26 protein-coding genes and 1 riboswitch are annotated in these 24,262 nt (G+C 56.6%); of the genes, 11 read left to right on the top strand and 15 right to left on the bottom strand.

Going from position 1 to position 24,262, the window contains the following annotated elements; all coding sequences use genetic code 11:
* From moaE to moaA, 5 genes are all read right to left on the bottom strand, one after another.
* Positions 1-453 carry a molybdopterin synthase catalytic subunit MoaE gene (moaE, locus tag P0H77_RS08005; protein ID WP_276164351.1) on the bottom strand — a complete coding sequence of 151 codons (453 nt, stop codon included), beginning with the start codon at positions 451-453 and terminating at the stop codon, positions 1-3.
* Position 454: 1 nt separating this feature from the next.
* Entirely contained in the window at positions 455-700 is a 246-nt protein-coding gene (gene moaD / locus P0H77_RS08000; protein WP_276164350.1) for a molybdopterin synthase sulfur carrier subunit, read from the bottom strand.
* Complete coding sequence (moaC, locus tag P0H77_RS07995) at positions 693-1,178, bottom strand: cyclic pyranopterin monophosphate synthase MoaC (protein WP_276164349.1); 486 nt, start codon at positions 1,176-1,178, stop codon at positions 693-695. The genes moaD and moaC overlap by 8 nt, the downstream gene beginning before the upstream one ends.
* Before the next feature lie 2 nt (positions 1,179-1,180).
* A complete protein-coding gene (gene moaB / locus P0H77_RS07990; protein ID WP_276164348.1) occupies positions 1,181-1,693 on the bottom strand; it encodes a molybdenum cofactor biosynthesis protein B in 513 nt (170 codons plus the stop codon).
* Between the two features lie 18 nt (positions 1,694-1,711).
* Positions 1,712-2,701, bottom strand: coding sequence for a GTP 3',8-cyclase MoaA (gene moaA, locus P0H77_RS07985; RefSeq protein ID WP_276164347.1), 990 nt, complete (start codon positions 2,699-2,701; stop codon positions 1,712-1,714).
* Positions 2,689-2,820: riboswitch (molybdenum cofactor riboswitch) on the bottom strand. Its footprint overlaps the gene before it by 13 nt.
* 199 nt (positions 2,821-3,019) lie before the next feature.
* On the opposite strand from moaA, the gene yvcK reads away from it, so the two are divergent.
* The 4 genes from yvcK (at position 3,020) to pmrB (ending at position 7,394) form a co-directional block, all read left to right on the top strand.
* A complete protein-coding gene (yvcK, locus tag P0H77_RS07980) occupies positions 3,020-3,928 on the top strand; it encodes a uridine diphosphate-N-acetylglucosamine-binding protein YvcK (RefSeq protein ID WP_276164346.1) in 909 nt (302 codons plus the stop codon).
* Between the two features lie 83 nt (positions 3,929-4,011).
* A complete protein-coding gene (gene eptA, locus P0H77_RS07975; protein ID WP_276164345.1) occupies positions 4,012-5,652 on the top strand; it encodes a phosphoethanolamine transferase EptA in 1,641 nt (546 codons plus the stop codon).
* The gene (gene pmrA / locus P0H77_RS07970; protein ID WP_276164344.1) at positions 5,653-6,318 is read left to right on the top strand and encodes a two-component system response regulator PmrA; all 666 of its coding nucleotides are present in this window, start codon (positions 5,653-5,655) and stop codon (positions 6,316-6,318) included.
* A complete protein-coding gene (pmrB, locus tag P0H77_RS07965; protein WP_276164343.1) occupies positions 6,318-7,394 on the top strand; it encodes a two-component system sensor histidine kinase PmrB in 1,077 nt (358 codons plus the stop codon). The genes pmrA and pmrB overlap by 1 nt, the downstream gene beginning before the upstream one ends.
* 54 nt (positions 7,395-7,448) lie before the next feature.
* Here pmrB and uvrB read toward each other — a convergent pair whose 3' ends face one another.
* Positions 7,449-9,467 (bottom strand): excinuclease ABC subunit UvrB, encoded by a 2,019-nt coding sequence (gene uvrB, locus P0H77_RS07960; protein ID WP_276164342.1) that lies wholly within the window; start codon positions 9,465-9,467, stop codon positions 7,449-7,451.
* Positions 9,468-10,197: 730 nt separating this feature from the next.
* Here uvrB and P0H77_RS07955 point away from each other — a divergent pair.
* The gene (locus P0H77_RS07955) at positions 10,198-10,914 is read left to right on the top strand and encodes an ATP-binding cassette domain-containing protein (protein WP_276164341.1); all 717 of its coding nucleotides are present in this window, start codon (positions 10,198-10,200) and stop codon (positions 10,912-10,914) included.
* On the opposite strand, the gene bioD is transcribed toward P0H77_RS07955, so the two are convergent.
* From bioD to bioB, 4 genes are read right to left on the bottom strand one after another with little or no spacing between them, the layout of a single operon-like run.
* Positions 10,856-11,578, bottom strand: coding sequence for a dethiobiotin synthase (bioD, locus tag P0H77_RS07950; protein ID WP_276164340.1), 723 nt, complete (start codon positions 11,576-11,578; stop codon positions 10,856-10,858). The two genes, P0H77_RS07955 and bioD, sit on opposite strands and share 59 nt — an antisense overlap.
* Positions 11,571-12,326, bottom strand: coding sequence for a malonyl-ACP O-methyltransferase BioC (gene bioC / locus P0H77_RS07945; RefSeq protein ID WP_276164339.1), 756 nt, complete (start codon positions 12,324-12,326; stop codon positions 11,571-11,573). Before bioC ends, bioD begins: the two co-directional genes overlap by 8 nt.
* Positions 12,313-13,467: an 8-amino-7-oxononanoate synthase gene (bioF, locus tag P0H77_RS07940; protein ID WP_276164338.1), complete on the bottom strand. Its 1,155-nt coding sequence runs from the start codon at positions 13,465-13,467 to the stop codon at positions 12,313-12,315. The genes bioC and bioF overlap by 14 nt, the downstream gene beginning before the upstream one ends.
* On the bottom strand, positions 13,464-14,504 hold the full coding sequence (bioB, locus tag P0H77_RS07935; protein WP_276164337.1) for a biotin synthase BioB: 1,041 nt from the start codon (positions 14,502-14,504) through the stop codon (positions 13,464-13,466). The genes bioF and bioB overlap by 4 nt, the downstream gene beginning before the upstream one ends.
* Before the next feature lie 86 nt (positions 14,505-14,590).
* On the opposite strand from bioB, the gene bioA reads away from it, so the two are divergent.
* The 5 genes from bioA to P0H77_RS07910 all read left to right on the top strand — a co-directional run bounded on the left by bioA (position 14,591) and on the right by P0H77_RS07910 (position 19,176).
* On the top strand, positions 14,591-15,880 hold the full coding sequence (gene bioA / locus P0H77_RS07930) for an adenosylmethionine--8-amino-7-oxononanoate transaminase (RefSeq protein WP_276165076.1): 1,290 nt from the start codon (positions 14,591-14,593) through the stop codon (positions 15,878-15,880).
* Positions 15,881-15,951: 71 nt separating this feature from the next.
* Positions 15,952-16,428, top strand: coding sequence for a kinase inhibitor (locus P0H77_RS07925; protein WP_276164336.1), 477 nt, complete (start codon positions 15,952-15,954; stop codon positions 16,426-16,428).
* A gap of 9 nt (positions 16,429-16,437) precedes the next feature.
* The gene (locus P0H77_RS07920) at positions 16,438-17,283 is read left to right on the top strand and encodes an AraC family transcriptional regulator (RefSeq protein WP_276164335.1); all 846 of its coding nucleotides are present in this window, start codon (positions 16,438-16,440) and stop codon (positions 17,281-17,283) included.
* Positions 17,284-17,334: 51 nt separating this feature from the next.
* Positions 17,335-17,742, top strand: a complete 408-nt coding sequence (locus tag P0H77_RS07915; RefSeq protein ID WP_276164334.1) for a DUF2000 domain-containing protein — start codon at positions 17,335-17,337, stop codon at positions 17,740-17,742.
* A 153-nt stretch (positions 17,743-17,895) separates the two neighbouring features.
* Positions 17,896-19,176: a putative acyl-CoA thioester hydrolase gene (locus tag P0H77_RS07910; RefSeq protein WP_276164333.1), complete on the top strand. Its 1,281-nt coding sequence runs from the start codon at positions 17,896-17,898 to the stop codon at positions 19,174-19,176.
* A gap of 246 nt (positions 19,177-19,422) precedes the next feature.
* Here the strand turns inward: P0H77_RS07910 and pgl are convergent, their stop codons facing one another.
* Entirely contained in the window at positions 19,423-20,418 is a 996-nt protein-coding gene (gene pgl, locus P0H77_RS07905) for a 6-phosphogluconolactonase (RefSeq protein WP_276164332.1), read from the bottom strand.
* Positions 20,419-20,563: 145 nt separating this feature from the next.
* On the opposite strand from pgl, the gene P0H77_RS07900 reads away from it, so the two are divergent.
* Positions 20,564-21,382, top strand: coding sequence for a pyridoxal phosphatase (locus P0H77_RS07900; protein WP_276164331.1), 819 nt, complete (start codon positions 20,564-20,566; stop codon positions 21,380-21,382).
* Here the strand turns inward: P0H77_RS07900 and modC are convergent, their stop codons facing one another.
* The 4 genes from modC to P0H77_RS07880 all read right to left on the bottom strand — a co-directional run bounded on the left by modC (position 21,383) and on the right by P0H77_RS07880 (position 24,211).
* Positions 21,383-22,441: a molybdenum ABC transporter ATP-binding protein ModC gene (modC, locus tag P0H77_RS07895; protein ID WP_276164330.1), complete on the bottom strand. Its 1,059-nt coding sequence runs from the start codon at positions 22,439-22,441 to the stop codon at positions 21,383-21,385. It abuts the gene before it with no gap.
* Positions 22,442-22,443: 2 nt separating this feature from the next.
* On the bottom strand, positions 22,444-23,133 hold the full coding sequence (modB, locus tag P0H77_RS07890) for a molybdate ABC transporter permease subunit (protein WP_276164329.1): 690 nt from the start codon (positions 23,131-23,133) through the stop codon (positions 22,444-22,446).
* Positions 23,133-23,906, bottom strand: coding sequence for a molybdate ABC transporter substrate-binding protein (gene modA / locus P0H77_RS07885; protein WP_276164328.1), 774 nt, complete (start codon positions 23,904-23,906; stop codon positions 23,133-23,135). Before modA ends, modB begins: the two co-directional genes overlap by 1 nt.
* A gap of 155 nt (positions 23,907-24,061) precedes the next feature.
* Complete coding sequence (locus P0H77_RS07880; RefSeq protein WP_176920497.1) at positions 24,062-24,211, bottom strand: AcrZ family multidrug efflux pump-associated protein; 150 nt, start codon at positions 24,209-24,211, stop codon at positions 24,062-24,064.
* Positions 24,212-24,262: the final 51 nt, after the last annotated feature.

Raw genomic sequence — 24,262 nt, 5'->3', positions numbered from 1 at the left:
TCACCAGCGTTGCGCCGCCTGCTTGTCGCTGTCGCGCGCCTCGACCCAGCGTTCACCGTCGGGCGTTGCTTCGCGCTTCCAGAACGGGGCGCGGGTTTTCAGATAGTCCATGATAAATTCCCCGGCGTCGAAGGCACTGCTGCGATGGGCGCTGGTAACACCCACGAAGACAATCTCCTCGCCGGGCCACAGTTCGCCGATCCGGTGAATTACGGTAATGCGACCTAACGGCCAGCGGGCGCGGGCCTCAGCCACGATCTCCGCCAGCGCTTTTTCCGTCATGCCGGGGTAGTGCTCAAGCGTCAGCGCCTTCACGCTGTCGCCGAGGTTATGATTGCGCACTTTGCCGGTAAAGGTAACAACCGCTCCGTCTTCATCGCGCTCCGCCAGCCACGGATACTCATCGCCAACGCGAAACGGCGCGTGGCCAACGCAAATACGGGTTTCAGCCATCTTAGCCTCCGGTGACGGGTGGAAAGAACGCCACTTCATCGCCATCAACGATGGCATGGTCGAAGGCGACCAGCGTCTGATTGACGGCAGCCAGCAGCTTGCCTTCTTCCAGCGCCAGCGCCCAGCGATCACCCTGTGCGGCGAGATGCTGACGCAACGCTTCTACCGTGGCGAACGTTGCCGCCAGGGACAGGCGGTCGGTGCCGACCAGCTCGCGCACCTGCGCGAAAAAAAGTACGTTAATCATGCGCATCCACCGTAAAATCCCCCGATTTGCCGCCGCTTTTCGCCAGCAGACGCACCGGGCCAATGACCATATCTTTCTGCACCGCTTTGCACATATCGTAGATCGTCAGCGCCGCTACCGAGGCAGCCGTCAGCGCTTCCATCTCGACGCCGGTTTTTCCGGCCAGACGGCAGAGCGTTTCGATACGCACGCGGTTGTTTTCCACCTCGGCGTGTAGCTGAACCTCCACTTTACTGAGCAGCAGCGGATGGCACAGCGGGATCAGCTCCCAGGTGCGCTTCGCCGCCTGAATACCAGCGATGCGGGCCGTGGCAAATACGTCACCTTTATGGTGACTGCCTTCGACGATCATCGCCAGCGTTTCCGGCAGCATGGTAACAAAGGCTTCCGCCCGCGCCTCGCGCACCGTCTCCGCTTTGGCGGAGACGTCCACCATATGCGCTTCACCGGCGGCGTTGATATGGGTCAGTTGTGACATGATTATTTCTTCAGGTGAGGATGAAAATTACAGGGACGGGTACGGGCATCGAGCTGCGGCGCAATGATATTCTCCCACGCCGTACGGCAGGCTTTAGTGGAGCCGGGCATGGCAAAAATCAGCGTGTTGTTGGCAATACCCGCCACCGCGCGCGATTGCAGCGTCGCCGTGCCGATTTCCTCAAAGGAGAGCATGCGGAACACTTCGCCGAAGCCTTCAATTTCACGGTCAAACAGCGGCAGCAGCGCTTCCGGTGCCTGATCGCCTGCGGTAAAACCGGTGCCGCCATTAATCAGCACGACCTGGACGTCTTCACGCGCAATCCAGGCGGACACCTGGGCGCGGATAGCGTAGCGATTTTCTTTAACGATGGCTTTCTCCACCACCTGATGACCCGCCTCGTGCGCAGCGTCGCGCAGATAATGGCCGGAGGTATCGTCCTCTTCGCCACGGCGGCTGGAAACGGTAAGAACAGCGATTTGCGTCGGGATAAATTCAGCGCTTACCTGACTCATAGTGATCTCCTGAGCGGTTTACCCGCCAATATAAGAAAGGTTCTGAGTAATGCCCGTATTTCCCTGATGCAGGAAATGGGTCTGTTTTTTATGGGTCAGCGCGGCGGCGATACGCGCTTCCAGCGCCGCCTGCTGTTGATCGTCGGCCAACAGATCGCGGAGCTCAACGCCGCCCTCGCCAAACAGGCATAAATGGAGCTTGCCAGTCGACGAAACGCGAAGACGATTGCAGCTGGCGCAGAAATCTTTCTCATACGGCATGATAAGACCGATTTCACCTTCGTAGTCGGGGTGACAAAAGACCTGCGCCGGACCGTCGCTGCGCTGGCGAAGCTGATGGATCCAGCCGCGCTTAAGCAGTTCGTCGCGCAGCACCGTGCCGGAGATATGATGTTTGCGGAACAGCTCGCTGCCCTCCCCCGTTTCCATCAGCTCAATAAAACGCAGCTGAATGCGGCGGGGTTTGATCCACGCGAGAAAGGTATCAAGCTGGTGATGATTGACGTCGCGCATCAGAACGGTGTTGACCTTAACGCGCGTGAAACCGGCGTCAAAAGCGGCATCGATGCCGTCCATCACCTGACGAAATTTGTCCTGCCCGGTGATAGCGTGAAACTGGCGGGCATCGAGGCTATCGAGGCTGACGTTGATATTGGTCAGCCCCGCATCGCGCCAGTGAGCGACATCGCGCGCCATCCGGTAACCGTTGGTGGTCACCGCAATCTGGCGGATCGCCAGATTCTCACGCACGCTGGCGATGATATCGGTAAAGTCGCGACGAAGCGTAGGTTCGCCGCCGGTCAGACGCACTTTTTCCGTGCCGAGCGCGCTGAAGGCGCGAGTCACCCGCCGCACTTCATCGACGGACAAAAAACCGTTATTGGTGACGCCGCTGGGCCGGTAGCCGTTGGGCAGACAGTACGTGCAACGAAAATTACACACGTCGGTGATCGACAAACGCAGATAGTAAAACCTGCGGGCGAACGCATCGGTAAGTTGTGAAGCCATGTACACCTTTCCAGTTCGGGAGGCACAGTCATTTCTTCCTGTACCCTGGTGGCTTATGCCACGGCCAAAGCACCGTATCGAAAGACCCAGGTGCAGAGGCTAGAGTGAGTATGCCGATAGTAGCGCGTCAAACCTGTTTTCGCCACTCGCAATACGCTATATAATTACGTATATAGCGACACAATCATGCAATTTCGCTACAGACTACGCGAAAATCACGTTTTTGCATTGATATGCATCATTTTAGCGCCCTAAGCCCATCGTCTTTTAGGGGTAGTTACGCTACTGTTACGCGGAATAATTAAATAAGGGAAAGTTATGCGTAATCGCACGTTTGCGGATCTGGACAGAGTTGTCGCGCTGGGCGGCGGACACGGCCTGGGACGAGTGATGTCTTCGCTCTCATCGCTGGGCTCACGACTGACCGGAATTGTGACCACTACCGACAACGGCGGCTCTACCGGACGTATCCGGCGTGCAGAAGGCGGCATCGCCTGGGGCGATATGCGCAACTGTCTTAATCAGCTTATTACGGAACCCAGCGTCGCCTCCGCGATGTTTGAATACCGTTTTGGCGGTAACGGCGAACTTGCCGGGCATAATCTCGGAAATTTGATGTTAAAGGCGCTGGATCACCTGAGCGTGCGGCCTCTGGAGGCCATTAATTTAATTCGCAACTTGCTAAAGGTGGATGCGTTACTGGTCCCGATGTCAGAAGTCCCGGTGGATTTGATGGCCGTGGATAGCGAAGGTCACGAAGTCTATGGCGAGGTGAATATCGACCAGCTAACACAGCCGCCAGCGGACCTGCTGCTCTCCCCTAACGTTCCGGCGACCCGTGAAGCCGTCCAGGCCATCGCCGAAGCCGATCTTATCCTCATCGGGCCAGGCAGTTTTTACACCAGCCTGATGCCGATCCTGCTGCTGTCTGATATTGCCCAGGCCCTGCGACGCGCTCCGGCACCGATGATCTACATCGGCAATCTGGGCCGTGAAGTCAGCCTTCCGGCGGCTGAGCTTCAGGTTGTCGATAAGCTGACCATAATGGAGCGCGCTATCGGCAAACGGGTTATTGATGCGGTGGTGGCAGGACCGGATACCGATATTCGTGGAACAGACGATCGCATCGTAGTACAGCAGCCGCTGGAGGCCAGCGATATTCCGTACCTTCACGATCGCCACTTGCTGCGCAAGGCACTGGAACAGGCGGTTCAGGCGCTCGGCTAATTTTCAGCCCTTTATTTTCATCTTAAGGTTGGCTTAAACCTTCTCTGCCACGATGCCGATCCCTTTTCTGGCGAGATCACATCATGCGGGCGTTTCATCTGCGCAGACCGACCCTCGGTCTGCTGACGTTTCTGGTTCTTTTTGCGCTCTATATCGCACTTTTTTTAAATATCGCCTTCTGGCATCAGGCGTTTAACCGGCTGCCGGTGAATTCTGTGCATTCAGCGCTGGTGTTTATCTCTATGCCCGTCGTGGCGTTTGCCGCCATCAATATTCTGCTGACGCTGGCGTCGCTGATACGCCTGCACCGGCTGGTTATCAGCCTTTTCGTTTTGCTCGGCGCGGCGGTGCAATATTTTATTCTTAACTTTTCCATCGTTATGGATCGCTCGATGATCGATAACATCCTGGATACTACGCCCGCTGAAAGCTTTGCCCTGCTCTCTTCCCGGCTGGTGCTGTCGCTGCTGTTCTCCGGCGTGCTGATGGCAGGACTTGCCTGGTGGGTCAGAATTCGCTATCCCGCTACGTTAACGCGCGGCATGATGGTTCAGGGGGCGAGCATAGCGCTTTCCGGCCTCGCTATCGTGCTGGTCGCACTACTGTTTTATAAAGATTACGCCTCTTTGTTTCGCAACAATAAAGAGCTGGTGAAATCGCTTAATCCGTCCAACAGCATCGTTGCCAGCTGGTCCTGGTACATCCATAACCGCATGGATAATTTACCGCTGGTGCGGATTGGCGAAGATGCCCGTCAGGCGCCGCAAATAGCGCAGGGTCCGCGTAAAAACCTGACAATCCTCATCGTCGGCGAAACGTCCCGCGCGGCAAACTTTTCCCTCGGCGGCTACGCGCGGGAGACCAATCCGCGCCTGAAGAACGATAACGTTATCTATTTCCCGCACACCACCTCCTGCGGCACCGCAACTGCCGTGTCCGTTCCCTGCATGTTCTCTGATATGCCGCGCCAGCATTATGACGCGCAACTGGCACACCATCAGGAAGGCCTGCTGGACGTTATTCAGCGCGCCGGAATAAAGGTCCTGTGGAACGAAAATGACGGCGGGTGTAAAGGAGCCTGCGAGCGGGTGCCAACCCAGGATATGACGCGTCTGAAACTGCCGGGGCAGTGTATTAACGGCGAATGCTACGATGACGTATTGTTCGAGGGTTTAAGCCATTATATCGATACGCTTCAGGGGGATGGCGTGATTGTTCTGCACACGATAGGCAGCCACGGCCCCACCTATTACAACCGTTATCCGCCACAGTTCCGGAAATTTACCCCGACCTGCGATACGAATGAGATTCAAACCTGTAGTCAGGAGCAGCTGGTCAATACGTACGATAACACGATTTTGTATGTGGATTATGTCGTCGATAAAGCGATTGCGCTGCTACGAAGCAAGCAGGACAGGTTTACCACCAGCCTGGTATATCTGTCGGATCACGGCGAATCACTGGGGGAAGACGGGGTCTATTTACATGGGCTGCCCTGGTCAATCGCCCCACAGATGCAAACCCATATTCCGATGCTGATGTGGCTCTCCGATGATTATCAGAAACGCTATCACGTGAGCCAGCAGTGCCTGCAAAAAAGGGCTGACACTCAGGCGTACTCACAGGATAATCTTTTCTCCACTATGCTTGGGATGGTGGGCGTCGCTACGCAGGTCTATCAGGGAAAAGATGATATTTTATTGTCATGTAAAGGAGCTAACTAAGTGAAAATATTAGTTATTGAGGATGATGCTTTACTGTTACAGGGATTGATTCTTGCCATGCAAAACGAAGGATATGTCTGCGATGGCGTGGCAACCGCCCACGATGCAAAAATTTGCCTGGCCAACGCTCATTACAGCCTGGTGGTGCTGGATCTGGGCTTGCCCGATCAGGACGGCTTACAGCTGTTGTCCAGTCTGCGACGCGATAAGTTCACCCAGCCGGTACTGATCCTCACCGCGCGCGATACCGTCGGCGATCGCATCGCCGGGCTGGATACCGGGGCGGACGATTATTTAATCAAGCCTTTTGCGCTGGATGAGTTAAATGCGCGCATCCGCGCGCTGCTGCGCCGCCATCATAACCAGGGTGACAGCGAACTGACGATCGACAATCTGACGCTCAATGTCACCCGCCGTCAGGTCTGGCTGGAAGGACAATTGCTGGAGCTTACGCCGAAAGAGTATGCCCTTCTCTCAAGGCTGATGCTGAAAGCGGGTAGCCCGGTACATCGTGAAATTCTTTACAACGATATTTATAGCTGGGAAAACGAACCCTCGACCAATACGCTGGAGGTACATATTCATAATTTACGTGAAAAGATCGGCAAAACGCGTATTCGCACGGTGCGCGGCTTCGGCTATATGATGGTGGGACCCGATAAATAATGGTCATTTTTAAGGGACGAAAAACCACGATGCGCAGCCAGCTGCTGCTCACCATCGGCGTAATCCTTGTGGTGTGTCAGGTTTTCAGCGTTTTTTGGCTGTGGCATGAGAGTAAAGAACAGATCCAGTTGCTGGTTGAGAGCGCGATCCATAATCACAATAACAGCAAGCATATTGAGCACGAGGTGCGTGAAGCGGTTGCCAGTCTGCTGGTACCGAGCCTGCTGATTATTGGCCTGGCGCTGGTAATCAGTTACCACGCGGTAAAAAAGATCACCCGGCCGCTGGCGGAATTGCAGCGTGAACTGGGTACCCGCACGCCCGATAATCTTGAGCCGATTGCTGTTAATGCCTCCGTCAGCGAAGTGGAAGCCGTGACCTCCGCCATCAACCAGCTGGTTTCGCGGCTTACCGTGACGCTTGAGCGCGAGCGGCTGTTTACCGCCGACGTCGCCCACGAACTGCGTACGCCGCTGGCAGGTTTACGTCTGCACCTTGAGTTGATTGGTCGGGCGGGCACGGCCAATGTTGAACCGCTTTTGCAACGCCTCGATCAAATGACCACCAGTATTGCCCAGCTTCTGCAGCTTGCACGGGTGGGACAATCCTTTTCTGCCGGGAGCTATCAGCAGGTTAATCTCTACCACGATGTGGTGCTGCCGCTTCAGGGTGAGCTTGAAACGATGCTCTCGCAGCGTCATCAGTATCTGACATTGCCGGTAGAAAGCCCGGTCGCGGTGTTGGGCGACGCCACGCTGTTGCGCGTGCTGCTCAGAAATCTGGTGGAAAATGCCTATCGTTACAGCCCTGTCGGCTCGGTGATCGCCGTAAAGATTGAGGCCGGCAACGAGCCTGGGCTGGTGGTTGAAGACGAAGGTCCGGGGATTGACGAGTCGAAAAGCGGCGAGCTGAGCAAGGCGTTTGTGCGAATGGACAGCCGGTATGGCGGTATTGGCCTTGGGTTAAGCATTGTTACGCGTATTGCCCAGCTGCACGACGCACAGTTCTTTTTGCACAATCGCCAGTCGCAGCCGGGCGCGCGGGCCTGGGTGACATTCAGACCGTTACGCGGGTAATACGTTTAGCCCCGGTGTCCCATAATGCCGGATGGTGGCTTCGCCTTATCCGGCCTACGAGGCGGCAATAAACAGATCGCGCAACTGGTGTAGCTGGTCGCGAACCTGCGCGGCTTCCTCAAACTCCAGATCTCTGGCGTGCTGCATCATCTTCGCTTCCAGCTCGTGAATTTTTTGCTGCAGTGCTTTCGGCGTCAGCGGCATTGCTGCATCTTCCTCCACCGGGTGACGCGCTTTACCACGGCCTTTGGCTTTAGTCTTCGCAATGTTTTCACCCAGCGCCAGAATATCGACCACTTTCTTGTTCAGACCCTGCGGCACGATGCCGTGTTCTTCATTGTACTGCTGCTGTTTCTCGCGACGACGCTCGGTTTCGCTGATGGCTTTTTCCATCGACGGGGTGATTTTATCGCCGTAAAGGATCGCTTTACCGTTGATGTTACGCGCCGCACGCCCGATAGTCTGGATCAGCGACCTTTCCGAACGCAGGAAGCCCTCTTTGTCTGCGTCGAGGATGGCGACCAGCGACACCTCAGGCATATCGAGCCCTTCTCGCAGCAGGTTGATCCCGACCAGTACATCAAATTTGCCGAGGCGCAGGTCGCGGATAATCTCCATACGTTCGACGGTGTCGATGTCTGAGTGAAGGTAGCGCACCCGCTCCCCGTGCTCGTCCAGATATTCGGTGAGATCTTCTGCCATCCGCTTGGTCAGCGTGGTGGCCAGCACGCGCTCGTTAATGGCTACACGTTTGCGAATTTCAGAGAGCAAATCATCCACCTGCGTAGCTACCGGACGCACTTCAATAATCGGGTCCAGCAGACCGGTAGGACGCACGACCTGGTCTACGATTTCATCGCCGGATTTTTCCAGCTCGTATTTGCCCGGCGTCGCAGAGACGTAGATGGTTTGTGGGGCCAGCGCCTCAAACTCTTCAAATTTCATCGGACGGTTATCCAGCGCGGAAGGCAGGCGGAAACCGTACTCGACCAGGGTCTCTTTACGCGCCCGGTCGCCGCGATACATCCCCCCAATTTGTGGGATGGTAACGTGGGATTCGTCCACCACCAGCAGACCATCAGCGGGCAGATAGTCAAACAGGGTCGGCGGCGCTTCACCCGGCCCACGACCGGAAAGGTAGCGCGAGTAGTTCTCGATACCTGAGCAGTAGCCCAGCTCGTTCATCATTTCGAGATCGAACTGCGTGCGCTGGGTGATACGCTGCTCTTCTAATAGCTTATTGTTGGCCATCAGCGTCCTGCGCCGGTCGGCCAGTTCGCCTTTAATGTCTTCCATTGCCTGCACAATACGCTCGCGCGGCGTCACGTAGTGCGTTTTGGGATAGACGGTAAAACGCTGGATTGTCGATTCAATATGCCCGGTAAGCGGATCGAACAGCGACAGACGTTCCACTTCTTCGTCAAACAGCTCGACACGCAGCGCCACGTCGTCCGATTCCGCCGGAAAGATATCGATGACCTCACCCCGCACGCGAAACGTCCCGCGCTGGAACGCCTGATCGTTACGGGTGTACTGTAACTCCGCCAGACGACGCAGAATATCACGCTGGTTAATGATCATGCCGATGGTCAGGTGAAGCATCATTTTCAGATACAGGTCCGGATCGCCCAGGCCGTAAATGGCCGATACGGAGGCCACCACCACCACGTCACGACGCTCCAGCAGCGCTTTAGTCGCCGACAGACGCATCTGTTCAATGTGTTCGTTAACCGACGCGTCTTTCTCAATAAACGTATCTGAACTGGGAACGTAGGCTTCCGGCTGATAATAGTCGTAGTAGGAGACGAAATACTCCACGGCATTATCAGGAAAGAATTCCTTCATTTCGCCATACAGCTGTGCTGCCAGGGTTTTATTCGGTGCCAGCACCATGGTCGGACGCTGGAGATCGGCGATAACATTGGCGATGGTAAACGTCTTCCCTGACCCCGTTACGCCAAGAAGCGTCTGATGGGCCAGGCCATCTTCAAGACCTTCTTTCAGACGACGAATCGCCTCCGGCTGATCGCCAGATGGACGGAATGCGGAATTCAGTTTTAACGGTTTACTCATTAATGGCTACCTGAAAGGAATAAGCGGGCAGGGGCATAATTTTACCCGTAGGTGGCGATTTTGCCAACAGTTTATACTGGATAAAAAAACAGTAAGCGTAAAATACCGCCTTATTGTCCCCACAAACATCAGCAAAAGCGTAGCGCCCGGCAGCGAAAATGCCAGCTGAAAGAGGTTATCCCCAGAAAATTTCGCTTTTTAACTTTGTCAAGCAATGTCATGACGATTTTATGGCAGCAGATGACACTTTTCTTGCAGCAGTTGCTTTTATCTAACTCGTTGAATATAAATAATATATCATAAAAGACGCGTTTGCCGTCAATTCATTCGCAGGCCGCGTATTCTCTCGTTTACCACGTCTTTTCTAACTCTAATACACAAGGTTATCCACAGGAATAGTGGATAACTCACTCCAGCCCTTAGCCACCGCTCTCTGGCAAAAAACGAAGCCGCTGGCAAAACGCGATCATAAAAAATATTTCCCACTATTTTTTGTCTTTAATCAGCTTAAGCACGCTGGGAAGGGATCGTCGCACCGCCGGTCATTGCACCACTATACTCTGCCGCTGGCACCGACAAAGTGCATGCCTCTGACCAAATGCGCATTATTTTCCTCCGCTTGCTCAGCGCTATCCGAAATAAGTGCCTTTTTCGGGACGACCACAGTCTCTGGCAAGCCTTTTGCAGTATCTCATGGTCGAAACGCACGAACTGAATTGAGGAGCTACCGATGTTGAGTCTGCGCGCTGTAAATCAATTTTATGGAAGCCAGCACACGCTGTGGAATATTACGCTTGAACTCCAGCCGGGAAAATGTACCAGCGTCGTCGGGCTACCGGGGATGGGCAAGACCACACTCATTAACTGCATCACCGGCATCGTGCCGATCGAGAGTGGCACTATTTTCTGGCATGGCAACGATGCCCCGCCCTGCGATTTGCTGCCGCTGTCTGCGCCAAACCGGATCGCGCTGGGGATCGGCTATGTGCCGCAGGAAAGGCGAATTTTTTCGCAGTTGACGGTAGAGGAGAATGTGCATATCGCCCGCGCCGCCAGCGGCGACGGCGCGGTGAACAGCGGGATTTACGATCTGTTTCCGGAGCTTAGCGCTCTGCGTCAGGTGAAAGCGGCAACGCTGTCAGGCGAGAATCAGTACCAGCTGGCGCTGGCGAACGCGCTGGTCAGCCGCCCTCGCCTGTTGATCCTGGATGAGCCGACGCGCGGCGCGGGTCAGGCTTTTTTACACAAGCTGGGCGAGATTATCCTGCGTCTGAAACGCGAACTGGGGTTAACTATCCTGCTGGCAGAGCAGCATTTGTCGTTTATCCATCACGTTTCAGATTGCTTCTTGCTACTCCATCAGGGCCGCAACGTCGCGCAGGGACAGGTTAACCAGCTTGACCAGCAGCTACTCTCTCAGTGGATGACCCCAATGCCAGGAGGCTAAGATCGAGATACTGACCGGAATCGGACGCTTCCACAGCGTCTTCGATCCATGGGATCTCGCCTAACATGGGCGCGGGTAATACCCGCCTGAGCGTGGCGAGATATTCCTGATGACGACGGCCGGGCGGCGTGATGTCATTCGCCACCCAGCCTGCAAGCGTTAATCCGGCCTGCTGAACGGCCTGCGCGGTGAGCATGGCATGGTTAATGCAGCCCAGTTTGATGCCTACCACCAGGATCACCGGCAGTTTTTCCGTGATTACCCAGTCGGCAAAAGTGAGGGTCGGAGAAAGCGGCGTAAACCAGCCCCCGGCGCCTTCCACCAGCACCCATTCCGCCAGCGCCTCAAGCTGCCTCAGGCCCGCTGAGAGTACCGCCGCGTCGATGGGGCGTTTATCATCGGCGCTGACAATATGCGGCGAGGTCGGCTCAGCGAAAGTATACGGGTTAACCTGATGATAGCCCAGCGGCAGGCTGCTGTTGCGCTGAAGCGCCAGCGCATCGCTGTTGCGCAGCCCTTCGGCGGTGGACTCGCTGCCTGAGGCAACCGGCTTATAGCCCGCAGTAATGAGTCCCTGGCGGCTGGCGGCCTGGAGCAGCGCGCAGCTGGCGACGGTTTTGCCGACTTCAGTGTCGGTGCCGGTGACAAAAAAACGGTTAGTCACGTTCAATAATTCCTGCAAAAAGATGATAGGTCAGCGGGCAATGTCCCTGCTGCTGTGGCCATGCCAGCTGAAGCTGGCGCAACTGGCTGCGGGTCAGCGGGCGAGGCGTCCGCCCTTCATGCAAATGCGTGGCGCCGGTTCCTTTCAGCGAGCGCATGGCGCTAAGCGCATCGGGAAAGCGCAGGCTGATTGACTGCTCGTAAGAGCGATAGCGCCAGCCGGACAGCGCGTGATGGATAGCCTCAGGAGGTAAAAAGCGGTTAACGTGCGCCCGCCCATCCACCGCCTGCCACGCCTGCGCGACTTCGGGGAGCGATCCGGCCATCAGGGTGGTGAATGCTACCTGGCCGCCAGGCTGGGTTATGCGGTAAAGCTGGCGGAGCGCAGCCTGTAAATTTTCACACCACTGTACGGCCAGGTTGCTCCAGACAAGATCGAACTGCGCGTCTGCCAGCGGAATGGCTTCAATATCCGCCAGCAGGTAGTGATGCGCGGCGTCCTGACGTTGTGCTTCGCCCAGCATCTGCGGCGACAGATCCAGTGCGGTGACGTGGCTGCCCTGCTCGCGCCAGTAACGGCTCATCCCGCCCGGCCCACATCCGGCATCCAGTACGCGCGGGAAAGCACGTGTAAGAAGCCCGGCCAGCAGCGCGGCGGCGCTCTGACGCTGAAGATCGTCATGCTGCAAATAGACCGACGCAGCGCGACCAAAGGCGGCAGCCACCGCCTGTTTATCAACTGGCGGCATCCAGCACCTCCAGTAAGCGGGTGATATCATCGGTTTCGTGCGCCGCCGTCAGCGTTAAGCGCAAGCGCGCCGTCCCCTCAGGCACCGTAGGCGGACGGATAGCCGTGACCCAGCACCCGTGCTCGCGCAGTGTCTCCGCCATCCACAGGGCGCGGGCGTTATCGCCGACAATCAGCGGCTGAATGGCGCTGACGGAATCCGTCATCGCCATCGTCAGCGCCGCCGCGCCGCGACGAAACAGCGCGATATGCTGCTGGAGCTTGTCGCGCCGCTGCTGGCCCTCATCGCCACGAATAACGTCCAGCGAAGCCTGCAATGCCGCCGCCTGGGCTGGCGGCATGGAGGTGCTGTAGATAAGATGGCGGGCAAACTGCACTAAATACTCCGCCACCGGTTCACTGCACAGCACCGCCGCGCCGCTCACGCCGAAGCCTTTGCCAAAGGTGATGATAAGCAGATCCGGCTGTACCTGTTGTGCATGGCAACTGCCGCGTCCACCGCTACCGCTGACGCCGATGCCGTGAGCGTCGTCCACCAGCAACCAGGCCCCGGCGGCGCGGGTGACGCGGTCGATTTCAGCCAGCGGCGCGCTGTCGCCGTCCATGCTGAAAATACCTTCCGTAACCACCAGTTGCTGCCCGCCAACGGGTTTTGCCAGTAGCGTCTGCAACTGCGCCGGATCGTTATGGGCGAAACGGCGTAGCTGCGCCGGGCTGAGGCTGGCGGCTTCCAGCAGCGAGGCGTGACTCAGACGGTCGGCGACAATGCGATCGTCTTTCGCAGCAAGCGCGGTAATCACCGCCTGATTGGCGGCAAATCCGGAGATAAATAATAACGCGCGCGGGTAGCCCAGCCACTGCGCCAGATCCTCTTCAAGCTGCTGGTGCGCACAGCTGTAGCCGCTGACGTGGCCCGATCCACCGCTGCCAACGCCAAAGCGCGCCGCACCTTGTTGCCAGGCGGCTACCACCTGCGGATGCTGGCTCAGGCCCAGATAATCATTGCTGGAAAAATTGAGATACCGTTTGTCCTGCGCAGTAAGCCAGCGGCCCGCGCCCTGCTCCACCACTTGTCGGCGTCGCAGGGTGCGGGTTGCGCGGCGTGCCGCTAAGGCAGAATCAATTCGTTGCTGCCAGCTCATACCGTTGCCGCGTTATAGTACGTGTCAGTATCCGGCGTGCGCAGTACCTGCTCAAGCCGCTCCTGCTGCTCGTTATCCCCTTCCTGAACCAGAGTCTGCTGCGGGTTCAGCCCAAGCTTGCGGAACAGCTGCAGATCCTTATCTTCTTCCGGATTTGGCGTGGTCAGCAGTTTGCAGCCGTAGAAAATCGAGTTCGCCCCGGCCATAAAGCACATCGCCTGGGTTTGCTCGTTCATCTGCTCGCGCCCGGCGGAGAGACGAACGTAGGAGGTCGGCATCATAATGCGTGCGACCGCGATGGTGCGGATAAAGTCGAAGGCATCCACATCCTCGTTATCGGCCAGCGGCGTGCCTTTGACTTTCACCAGCATGTTAATCGGCACACTTTCCGGCGGCGTCGGCAGATTTGCCAGTTGCATCAGCAGCCCGGCGCGATCTTTCACCGTTTCGCCCAGACCGACGATGCCGCCGGAGCACACTTTTATCCCGGCCTCGCGGACCTTATCCAGCGTGTCGAGACGCTCCTGATAGGTGCGGGTAGTGATGATATTGCCGTAGAACTCCGGCGAGGTATCGAGGTTGTGGTTGTAATAATCCAGCCCCGCCGAGGCCAGACGCTGCGCCTGCGTTTCATCCAGGGTGCCGAGGGTCATGCAGGCTTCAAGGCCCATTGCTTTAACGCCCTGCACCATCTGCTCCAGGTACGGCATATCGCGCTCGTGCGGGTTTTTCCACGCCGCGCCCATGCAGAAACGGGTGGAGCCCGCGAGCTTTGCTTTGCGCGCAGAGTCCAGGACCTGCTCCACTTCCATCAGCCGCTCAGTTTCGAGGCCGGTTTTATAGCGGGAGCTTTGCGGACAGTACTTACAGTCTTCCGGGCAGGCCCCGGTCTTGATCGACAGCAGCGTGCTTACCTGCACCTGCTGCGGATCAAAATGCTGGCGGTGAATTTGCTGCGCGTCGAACAGCAGATCCAGCAGCGGTTTATTAAAAAGTTCGGTGACGTGCGACATTGTCCAGCGTGGGTGGTGAGCCATCGGGCCTCTCCAAAGGGTTTAGTTAATTTCTGCTTCGGTGTAGACTCGTAAACCTAAAACTTTTCAAAATGGTTTACAAGTCGATTATGACCCCGGACGATCTCGCCTTCGATAAACGCCATATCTGGCACCCTTATACTTCCATGACCTCGCCCCTGCCGGTTTACCCGGTGGTGAGCGCGCAGGGCTGTGAACTCCAGCTCGCCAGCGGTGAGCAACTGGTGGATGGCATGTCGTCATGGTGGGCGGCGATCCACGGCTACAATCATCCGCGCCTGAACGCGGCGATGAAGGCGCAGATCGACCAGGTATCGCACGTGATGTTTGGCGGCATCACCCACCCTTCCGCGGTGGCGCTGTGCCGCAAGCTGGTGGCGATGACCCCTGAGCCGCTGGAGTGCGTGTTTCTGGCGGATTCCGGCTCGGTGGCGGTGGAAGTCGCGATGAAAATGGCGCTGCAATACTGGCAGGCCAAAGGCGAACCGCGTCAGCGTTTTCTGACTTTCCGTAACGGCTACCACGGCGATACCTTTGGCGCGATGTCGGTTTGCGATCCGGATAACTCAATGCACAGCCTGTGGCAGGGTTATCTGCCGCAGCATCTGTTCGCCCCGGCCCCGCAAAGCCGTTTCGATGGCGAGTGGGATGAGCACGATATGGTGGCCTTTGCCCGCCTGATGGCGGCGCATCGCCATGAAATCGCGGCGGTGATCCTCGAACCTGTCGTGCAGGGCGCGGGAGGAATGCGGATGTATCATCCTGAGTGGCTGCGACGTATCCGCAAGATGTGCGACCGGGAGGGTATTCTGCTGATCGCCGATGAGATCGCCACCGGCTTTGGCCGTACCGGTAAACTGTTCGCCTGTGAACATGCGGGCATCACCGCTGATATTCTTTGCCTCGGAAAAGCATTAACCGGCGGCACCATGACGCTCTCCGCCGCACTCACTACACGCGATGTGGCGGAGACCATCAGCAACGGCGACGCGGGATGCTTCATGCACGGCCCGACCTTTATGGGTAATCCGCTGGCCTGTGCGGTGGCAGCGGAAAGTCTGGCGCTGCTGGAGGAAAATCGCTGGCAGACGCAGGTGGCGGCGATTGAAGCCCAGTTGAAGCAGGAACTGGCTCCCGCCCGTGAGTCCGCGCTGGTCGCCGATGTGCGCGTGCTGGGAGCGATTGGCGTAGTGGAAACCACCCGCCCGGTAAACATGGCGGCGCTACAGCGCTTTTTCGTCGCGCAAAACGTGTGGATCCGGCCTTTTGGCAGACTTATCTACCTGATGCCGCCCTATCCGATTAAATCGGAGCAGCTGTCACAGCTGACGCGTGCGGTCAATCTGGCGGTGCAGGATGAAACACTTTTTAGTGAATAAGGTACTGCGATGCTCGTCCGCTCGGGCTACACTCCTGTGATCGACCGTGGATTAACCTGAAGGAGATGTATATGAAGTTAATCAGTAAAGACTTCCAGGATGGTGACAAATTACATAATCGCTATGTCTTTAACGGCATGGGCTATGAAGGGGATAATATTTCTCCCCACCTCGCCTGGGATGACGTCCCGGCGGGAACCAAAAGCTTCGTTGTTACCTGCTACGATCCCGATGCTCCAACAGGCTCCGGCTGGTGGCACTGGGTGGTTGCTAACCTGCCAGCGGATACCCGCGTACTGCCTCAGGGTTCCGGCTCCGATCTGGTTCCTCTGCCGGAAGGCGCGATCCAGACCCGTACCGACTTTGGCAAAACGGGCTATGATGGCGCCGCACCGCCGAAGGGCGAATCGCATCGCTATATCTTCACCGTTCACGCGCTGAACGTTGAACGTATTGACGTTGACGAAGGTGCCAGCGGGGCGATGGTGGGTTTTAACGTGCATTTTCATACCCTCGGCAGCGCCTCGCTGACGACGTGGTATATCTGATCGTCTGATATGAACGGTGAAAAAAGCGGCGACTGGCTTGATTTCCGCCGCGAGGGTGAAAGCGGCATCGAAAGCGTGAGCGCTCATTTCACCGGTCACGCCTACGATCCGCACGACCACGATGAAGTGCTGGTGGGTTTTACCCAGCAGGGTGTGCAGCGTTTTCGCTGCCACCGTGCGCTTCATACCAGCAGTCCCGGCCGCGCCATTTTGATTGAACCCGGGGCGGTTCACGACGGGCACGCTCCGGACACCGACGGTTTTACCTACTCCATGCTTTACCTGCCGCAAGCCTGGGTCTCCACCCAGCTCGCGCAGCGCGGGCTGGCCACTATTTCGCTGATCGAGGCGGCCTTTCGCCATACCCTGACTGACGACGTCACGCTTTTCTGTGCCATCCAGCAGACCTTTTTTGCTTTCCACCATCAGGAGGGCAAACTGGCGCGCGATCAGAGCATGGATCGGCTTCTTGGTTTACTCACCCGCCATATCAAGGTCGCTTCACCGTCGCAAAAAAGCGATACGCTACTGCACATGCAGCGGATCCGGGAGATTTTGCATGAGCGGATGGCGGAAGATATTGGCCTTGATGAATTATCCCGCCTCGCGGGTATCGATCGTTTTCGCCTGAGTAGACAGTTTTCCAAAGCCTTTGGTCAAACGCCACATGCGTATCTTGTCAGGCTGCGACTACGCAGCGCCAGAGCATTACTGGCGCATGGACAAGAGCCTGCGCAGGTCGCCGCTCAGGTCGGTTTTGCCGATCAAAGCCATCTGGGAAGGTGGTTCCAGCGCGCGTACCGGATGTCTCCCGCCGCCTTTCAACAACAGAGCACAAACGTTCTATCCCGCTGACACGCTTTCTTTGATGATGGGCTTTTCAGTGCTGATGGAGAAGTAATACGCATGTTTGACACAAAAATTGCCCTGGTGGTACGCGACGACCTGGAGAGCTGGCAGCGGCTGAACGTTGTTGCTTTTCTGGCAACCGGTATTGTTTCTGCCGCGCCTGAAGTGCTTGGTGAGCATTATATCGATGCCGTGGGCCGGCAATATTCACGCATTTCGGGCCAGCCGATGCTGATTTTTGCCGGTGGGCTCGACGATCTCCAGCGTACGCATCGCAAAGGTCTTGAGCGCGAATTAACAATAGTGCCTTACGTGCAGGCAATGTTCGCTACGGGCAACGACGGGGATAATCGCGCGGTGTTCCTGCAAGAAGATGCCGATGCGATGAATCTGGTCGGTCTTGCCCTGCGCGGCCCGAAAAAGGCCGTCGATAAAGTGATTAAAGGGCTGTCGTTACACCCGTGATGGTGCACCTCCTTTAGGCGGGGATCCCCCGCCTTTGTAAATCAATACGTTTCGTTGTGTCTTTTGCGTAATTTGGCTTCCCGTTTCGCTCAACTTAGTATAAAACAGCAGGCTTTAAAGACCCTTTAACGATGAAAAGTCTGGAGCATCCTCTTGAACACATTTTCGGTTTCTCGCCTGACTCTGGCACTGCTTGTGGGCGCGACGCTGACCGCCTGTAGCTCAACGCCCGCCGATCAACAGCCGTCCTCCCAGGTTGCGCCCGGCACTACAGCGCGTCCCATCCTGACGGCCGGGGAAGCTAAAAACTTCACCGCCGATCATTATTTTCTGTCACTGAACCCGAACGCCGCGCCGTGGAAACCTTCGGCGATTAACCTTCTCGCGCAGCCCGATTTCGTGGTTGGACCCGCCGGAACGGCAGGCGTGACGCATACCACCATTCAGGCAGCCGTGGACGCGGCCATCACGCGTCATACCAGTAAGCGTCAATACATCGCCATTATGCCGGGTGAGTATGAAGGCACCGTCTATGTGCCCATCGCCTCCGGCAGCCTGACCCTGTACGGCACCGGCGATAAAGCCATCGACGTGAAAATCAGCGCCGCGATTGATTCCGAAATCGATCCGACAAGCTGGCGTCGACTGGTCAATCCATCAGGCAAATATATGCCGGGTAAACCAGCGTGGTATATGTTTGACAAATGCCAGAGCAAACGCGCCGCCACCGTTGGCGTAATGTGTTCTGCAGTCGTATGGTCACAAAATAATGGCCTGCAATTGCAGAACCTGACTATCGAAAACAACCTTGGCGACAGCGTTGATGCGGGTACCCATCAGGCCGTTGCCCTGCGCAGCGATGGCGATCAGGTACAGATTAACAACGTCAACATTCTGGGTCGTCAGAACACCTTTTTTGTGACCAACAGTGGCGTGCAGAACGTGCTGCAAAACGATCGCCAGACCCGCACGCTGGTCACGAATAGCTATGTTGAAGGCGATGTCGATCTGGTGTCCGGCCGCGGCGCGGTGGTGTTTGATAACACCGACTTCCGCATCGTGAATTCCCGCACCCAGCAGGAAGGCTACGTATTCGCCCCGGCAACGCTGTCCAATGTCTATTATGGTTTCCTCGCGACCAACAGCCGCTTTACCGCTGCTGGTGACGGCGTGGCGCAGCTCGGACGCTCGCTGGATGTCGACGGTAACGTCAACGGCCAGGTGGTGATCCGTGACAGTGTGATTAACCAGGGCTTTAACATGGAAAAACCATGGGCCGATGCCGCCATGTCCAAACGTCCGTTCAGCGGCAATACCGGTGCGCAGGATGAGAAAGGTCAAATCCAGCGTGACCTGAACGACACCCAGTTTAACCGCATGTGGGAATTTAATAACCGCGGCGTGGGTAGCCAGGTTGTCGGGCAGGCGAAGTAGTAAAATCTGAACAGCAAAAAGGGGGAATAAATCCCCCTTTGACTGCTGACAAACGTTATAACGTGGCATTATGCCTGGCGGCGCTTCGCTTGCACAGGCCTACGGGTTACGCATAAGTTATTGATGTTGATGGTTTTGTAGGCCGGGTAAGGCGAAGCCGCCACCCGGCAAAACAGCGTACACAATAGCAAAAACCAGATCTATCATTAACGTCAAACCTCGCTATCGCGAGGTTTTTTTTGGCTATCAGTAAGCGTTAATCACCACCCACATCGGCCCCTGGCCTACCGCGTAGCGGCCTTTCTCTTCCAGCAGTCCCTGCTTGCCCTGAATTTCATACAGGGCGATATGATGGGATTTCTGCCCGGCGGCAACGAGATAGCGATTACTATGATCGACGTTAAAGCCGCGCGGCTGCGTTTCAGTCGGCTGATGACCTTCCACCGCCAGCACGCTGCCATCTTCGGAGACGCTGAAGATAGTGAGGGTACTTGAGGTGCGGTCGCAGGTGTACAGATGGCGGCCATCCGGCGTGATGTGAATATCCGCTGCCCAGCGCGTATCGGCAAAACCGGCAGGCATCATATCCAGCGTCTGAATGCACTCTACCTGATCGTGAGCATTGCTGAGATCCCATACGTCGACCGAACTGTTCAGCTCATTCACACAATAGGCGTACTGCTGGTTCGGATGGAACGCCATATGTCGCGGCCCCGCGCCTTCCACCGTTTTCACCTCTTCCGGCGTTTGCGCGACCAGTTTACCGTCATCGCTAAGGGTAAACAGGCAGATACGATCCTGCTTCAGCGCGGGCACCCACAACGTGCGGTTGTCCGGGGAGATATTCGCGGAATGGCACCCTTCCAGCCCTTCCACTACGTCAACCGTTTCGACCGGCAAGCCGTCCTGCACGCGCACCACGCCAACGTTGCCCGCATTGTAGGATGCACTGAAAATAAAGCGTCCGCTACGATCGGTAGAAATATGGGTCGGGCTGCCCGGCAGCGGCGCTTCTGCCGCAAAAGTGAGCGCGCCGTTGTCCGGCGCAATCCGATAGGCCAGCACGCGAAACTCGGGACGCACGCCAACATACAGGTAGCGTTTATCCGGGCTGACGACCATCGGCTGCACCTGACCCGGCACGTCAACAACCTGAACCAGTGTCAGCGATCCTTCTGAATTAAGGCTCCAGACATGGATTTGCTGGCTTTCCGGGCTGGCGGTATAAACGGTTTGTTTCATGAATACTCCTTTCCTTACAACAGAGTGGAAGTAAATAACCAGGATAGTCTTTTTTGACCGTAAATGCTGAATTTATTTGTCCTGTCCGCACTGCGGTGTACCATCGCACAACGCTATTATATTCACTCTGTGACAGGAAAAACGAATGACCACGCGCGTTATCGCCCTGGATTTAGACGGCACCCTGCTGACCCCGCAAAAAACCTTTCTTCCCTCATCCGTTGAAGCCCTCATGCGTGCCAAAGAGGCAGGCTATCAACTGATTATTGTGACCGGGCGACATCATGTTGCCATTCATCCTTTTTATCAGGCACTGGCGTTAGATACACCTGCTATCTGTTGTAATGGTACTTATTTGTATGATTACCATGCAAAAAAAGTTCTGACCGCCGATCCAATGCCGGTGCCTGAGGCGCTGCAACTAATTGAAATGCTGAATGACTACAATATCCACGGGCTGATGTATGTGGACGATGCCATGCTGTATGAGCGTCCGACCGGGCACGTCATCCGTATGAGCAAATGGGCGCAAACGCTACCGGAAGCGCAACGCCCCGTCTTCACGCAGGTAGATTCACTGAGCCAGGCGGCGCAGGACGTCAACGCGGTGTGGAAGTTTGCCCTGACCGACGAGAACATCAGCAAGCTTCAGGATTTCGCCCTTAACGTGGGCGAGACGCTGGCGCTTGAGTGCGAATGGTCCTGGCAGGATCAGGTGGACGTGGCACGTCACGGTAACAGCAAAGGCAAGCGTCTGACGCAATGGGTTGAGTCGCAGGGCTGGTCCATGAAGGACGTGGTGGCCTTTGGCGATAACCAGAACGACATCAGTATGCTGGAAGCCGCAGGCACCGGCGTGGCGATGGGGAATGCGGTTGAAGAAGTGAAAGCGCGAGCCAATGTGGTGATTGGCGAAAACACCGAGGACAGCATCGCGCAGTTTATCTACTCGCACCTGTTGTGATCAGGCGGTTATCGACACGCTTTTGATTTGGGCGTACAGCCACAGGCCAGGTTTGATGCCAAGTTCATCCCTGGCCCACGGGCTGATCCGCGCCCACAGCGTGCGGCTGCCAATTTCCAGCTGCACTTCAACCTGACCGTTATCGTCCAGGCACTGCGCCACTTTCGCGCGCAGAATATTACGAATACTGGTCTGCTGTGGCGGCTGGAGTACCAGCGACACGTCCGAGGCCTGAATACGTATCCGCAGCGCCGACTGCACCGGACGGTCAATTTTGTTGACCCACAGATGCTGATCGCCAAGCGCCAGGGCGGTCATCGCATAGTGCGGATGATGTTCCAGTACGCTGACCTTCAGGATGCTGCTCTGCTGATCCTGCGGTAGCCAGGGATGCATCACGCTGCTGCCCCAGACCTCCTCCAGTGGGCCAAAGGCTTTCACCTGCCCCCCTTCCAGCACCAGCACGTTATCCGCCAGATGCAGAATTTCATCCAGCGAATGACTGACGTACAGCATCGGAATGTTGATCTCCCGCGCCAGTCGTTGCAGATAAGGCAGCAGTTCGCGCTTGCGGGGAATATCCAGCGAGGCCAGCGGCTCGTCGAGCAACAGCAACTCCGGGGCGGTTAATAACGCACGGCCAATCGCTACCCGCTGTTTTTCACCGCCGGACAAGCTTCCCGGCAGGCGATCGAGTAGCGGCTCAATACCCAACAGCGCCACCAGCTTATCGAATTGCCCGGCCATGCTTTTTGCCATCCCGTAACGCAGGTTCCCGCGTACCTTATAATGCGGAAACAGGCGGGCATCCTGAAAAACGTAGCCTACGCGGCGCTTATCCGGCGACAGGAAAAGACGCTTATCCGCGTCGCTGAGCACACGATTGTTTAATACGATACGCCCCTGCTCCGGACGCGTCAGGCCGCTAATGGCGTTGATAAGCGAGGTTTTACCCGCGCCGGAGACGCCGAAAATCGCCGTGATGCCGCTGGCAGGCAGCGTTTCGTTGATGGAGAGACAGTGGCTGCCGAGCGTCTGGGTAAAGTGAAGTTCCAGCATGGTTATTTCCCCGTCCGCGCGCGGCTGATGCGCGCCAGCCATTCAGAAATGAGCAGCGAAACCATCGCCAGCACGATAGAAATCACGCACAGGCGGGCGGCAGCGCTTTCGCCACCGGGCATCTGGATCAGGGTATACATCGCCGAAGGAATGGTGCGCGTCTCGCCGGGAATGTTAGACACGAAGGTAATGGTCGCGCCAAATTCACCCAGCGAACGGGCAAACGCCAGCACCGTCCCGGCGATAATCCCCGGCAGCATCAGCGGCAGCGTGATAGTAAAGAAAACACGAAAACGTCCTGCGCCAAGGGTACAGGCTGCCTGCTCCAGTTTGACGTCCACCCCTTCCAGCGCCAGCCGGATGGCGCGCACCATCAGCGGGAACGACATCACCGCCGCGGCCAGCACCGCTCCGCGCCAGCTGAACGCCAGCGTGATGCCGAACCAGTCGTAAAGCCACGCGCCGATCGCCCCACGGCGTCCCATCGACACCAGCAGCAAATACCCCACCACCACCGGCGGCAATACCAGCGGCAGATGGAGCAGGCTATCCAGCAGCGCTTTGCCTGGAAAATGGCGTCTCACCAGCAACCAGGCGAAGAAGATCCCAAAGGGCAAACTGAAGATGACTGCCAGAGAAGACACTTTAAGGCTCAGCAGCACGGCCTGCCATTCGGGATCGGTCAGTATCATTAGCGAGTGGTGAATCCGTAACGTTTGAAAATCGCAGACGCCTGCGGTCCTTTCAGATAGTCGTAAAACGCGCTGACGGTGGCATTTTTATGCCCGTCGATAATGGCCATCGGGTACTCCACTTTCTGATGGGAATCTTCCGGGAAGGTACCGACCACTTTCACACCCTTGCTGGCGACAGCATCGGAGCCGTAGACGATGCCCAGCGGGGCCTCATTGCGTTCCACCAGCGCCAGCGCGCCGCGAACGTCTTCCGCCGGAGCCAGTTTCGGAGAAAGCGTCTCCCATGCGCCTAATTTTTGCAGCGCTTCTTTGGCATAAATGCCTGCCGGAACGTGGTCCGGATCGCCAACCGCCAGGCGACCGCCGTCCAGCAGGCGCGTCCAGTCGGTTTTAGCGTCAATCGTGACCTTGTCCAGTTTGCTGGCTTTTGGTGCGACGACAACCAGGCTGTTACCCAGCAGCGTTTCGCGGCTGGCGGTGTCGATAGCTTTTTTATCTACCGCGTAATCCATCCATTTCTGATCGGCAGAAATAAACAGATCCGCCGGCGCACCGGCTTCAATCTGCCGTGCCAGCGTAGACGAAGAGGCAAAAGAGGAAACGACGTCGACGTTTTTCTCTTTTTTGTATTCTTTAGCAATGTCCTGCATCGCATTGGTCAGCGACGCGGCCGCAAAAACGGTAATTTTGCTTTCATCTGCCAGCGCATGCCCGGCGACGGTCAGCGTTAATGTTGCCCCTGCAAACAAGCGTACCCATGTACGTGCCATCTTTAACTCCTGTGAGTGTCGTTATATATGCAATAATATAACGACAAGCTCAGATTTTTCCCAGCGTTAATTGCTACCGCGCAATGGGTAGTCTATCGGCAATAAAGAGGAAAACTTAAGAGCAAAACGCCCGTTGAGCACGGGCGTTTGGGGAATCAGCGGCGTTGTTCGGAGCGGTCTTTATGACCTACCCCGGAGAAAATGTTAAACACTTCACCGAGGCCATAGATTAACCCCAGGATGACAGCCATCACCACCGGGACCATGATTACGGCAAAAACCAGGCTTTTCAACAACTCTAACATGGTGAACTCCAGACATTGTGAATAAGGCTATTCTAACCGGATTTCGGCGAA

This window comes from Superficieibacter sp. HKU1, assembly GCF_029319185.1.
GTDB lineage: Bacteria > Pseudomonadota > Gammaproteobacteria > Enterobacterales > Enterobacteriaceae > Superficieibacter.
The sequence above is the reverse complement of the archived record's forward strand: the minus strand, read 5'-3'. Positions and strand labels throughout refer to the sequence as shown.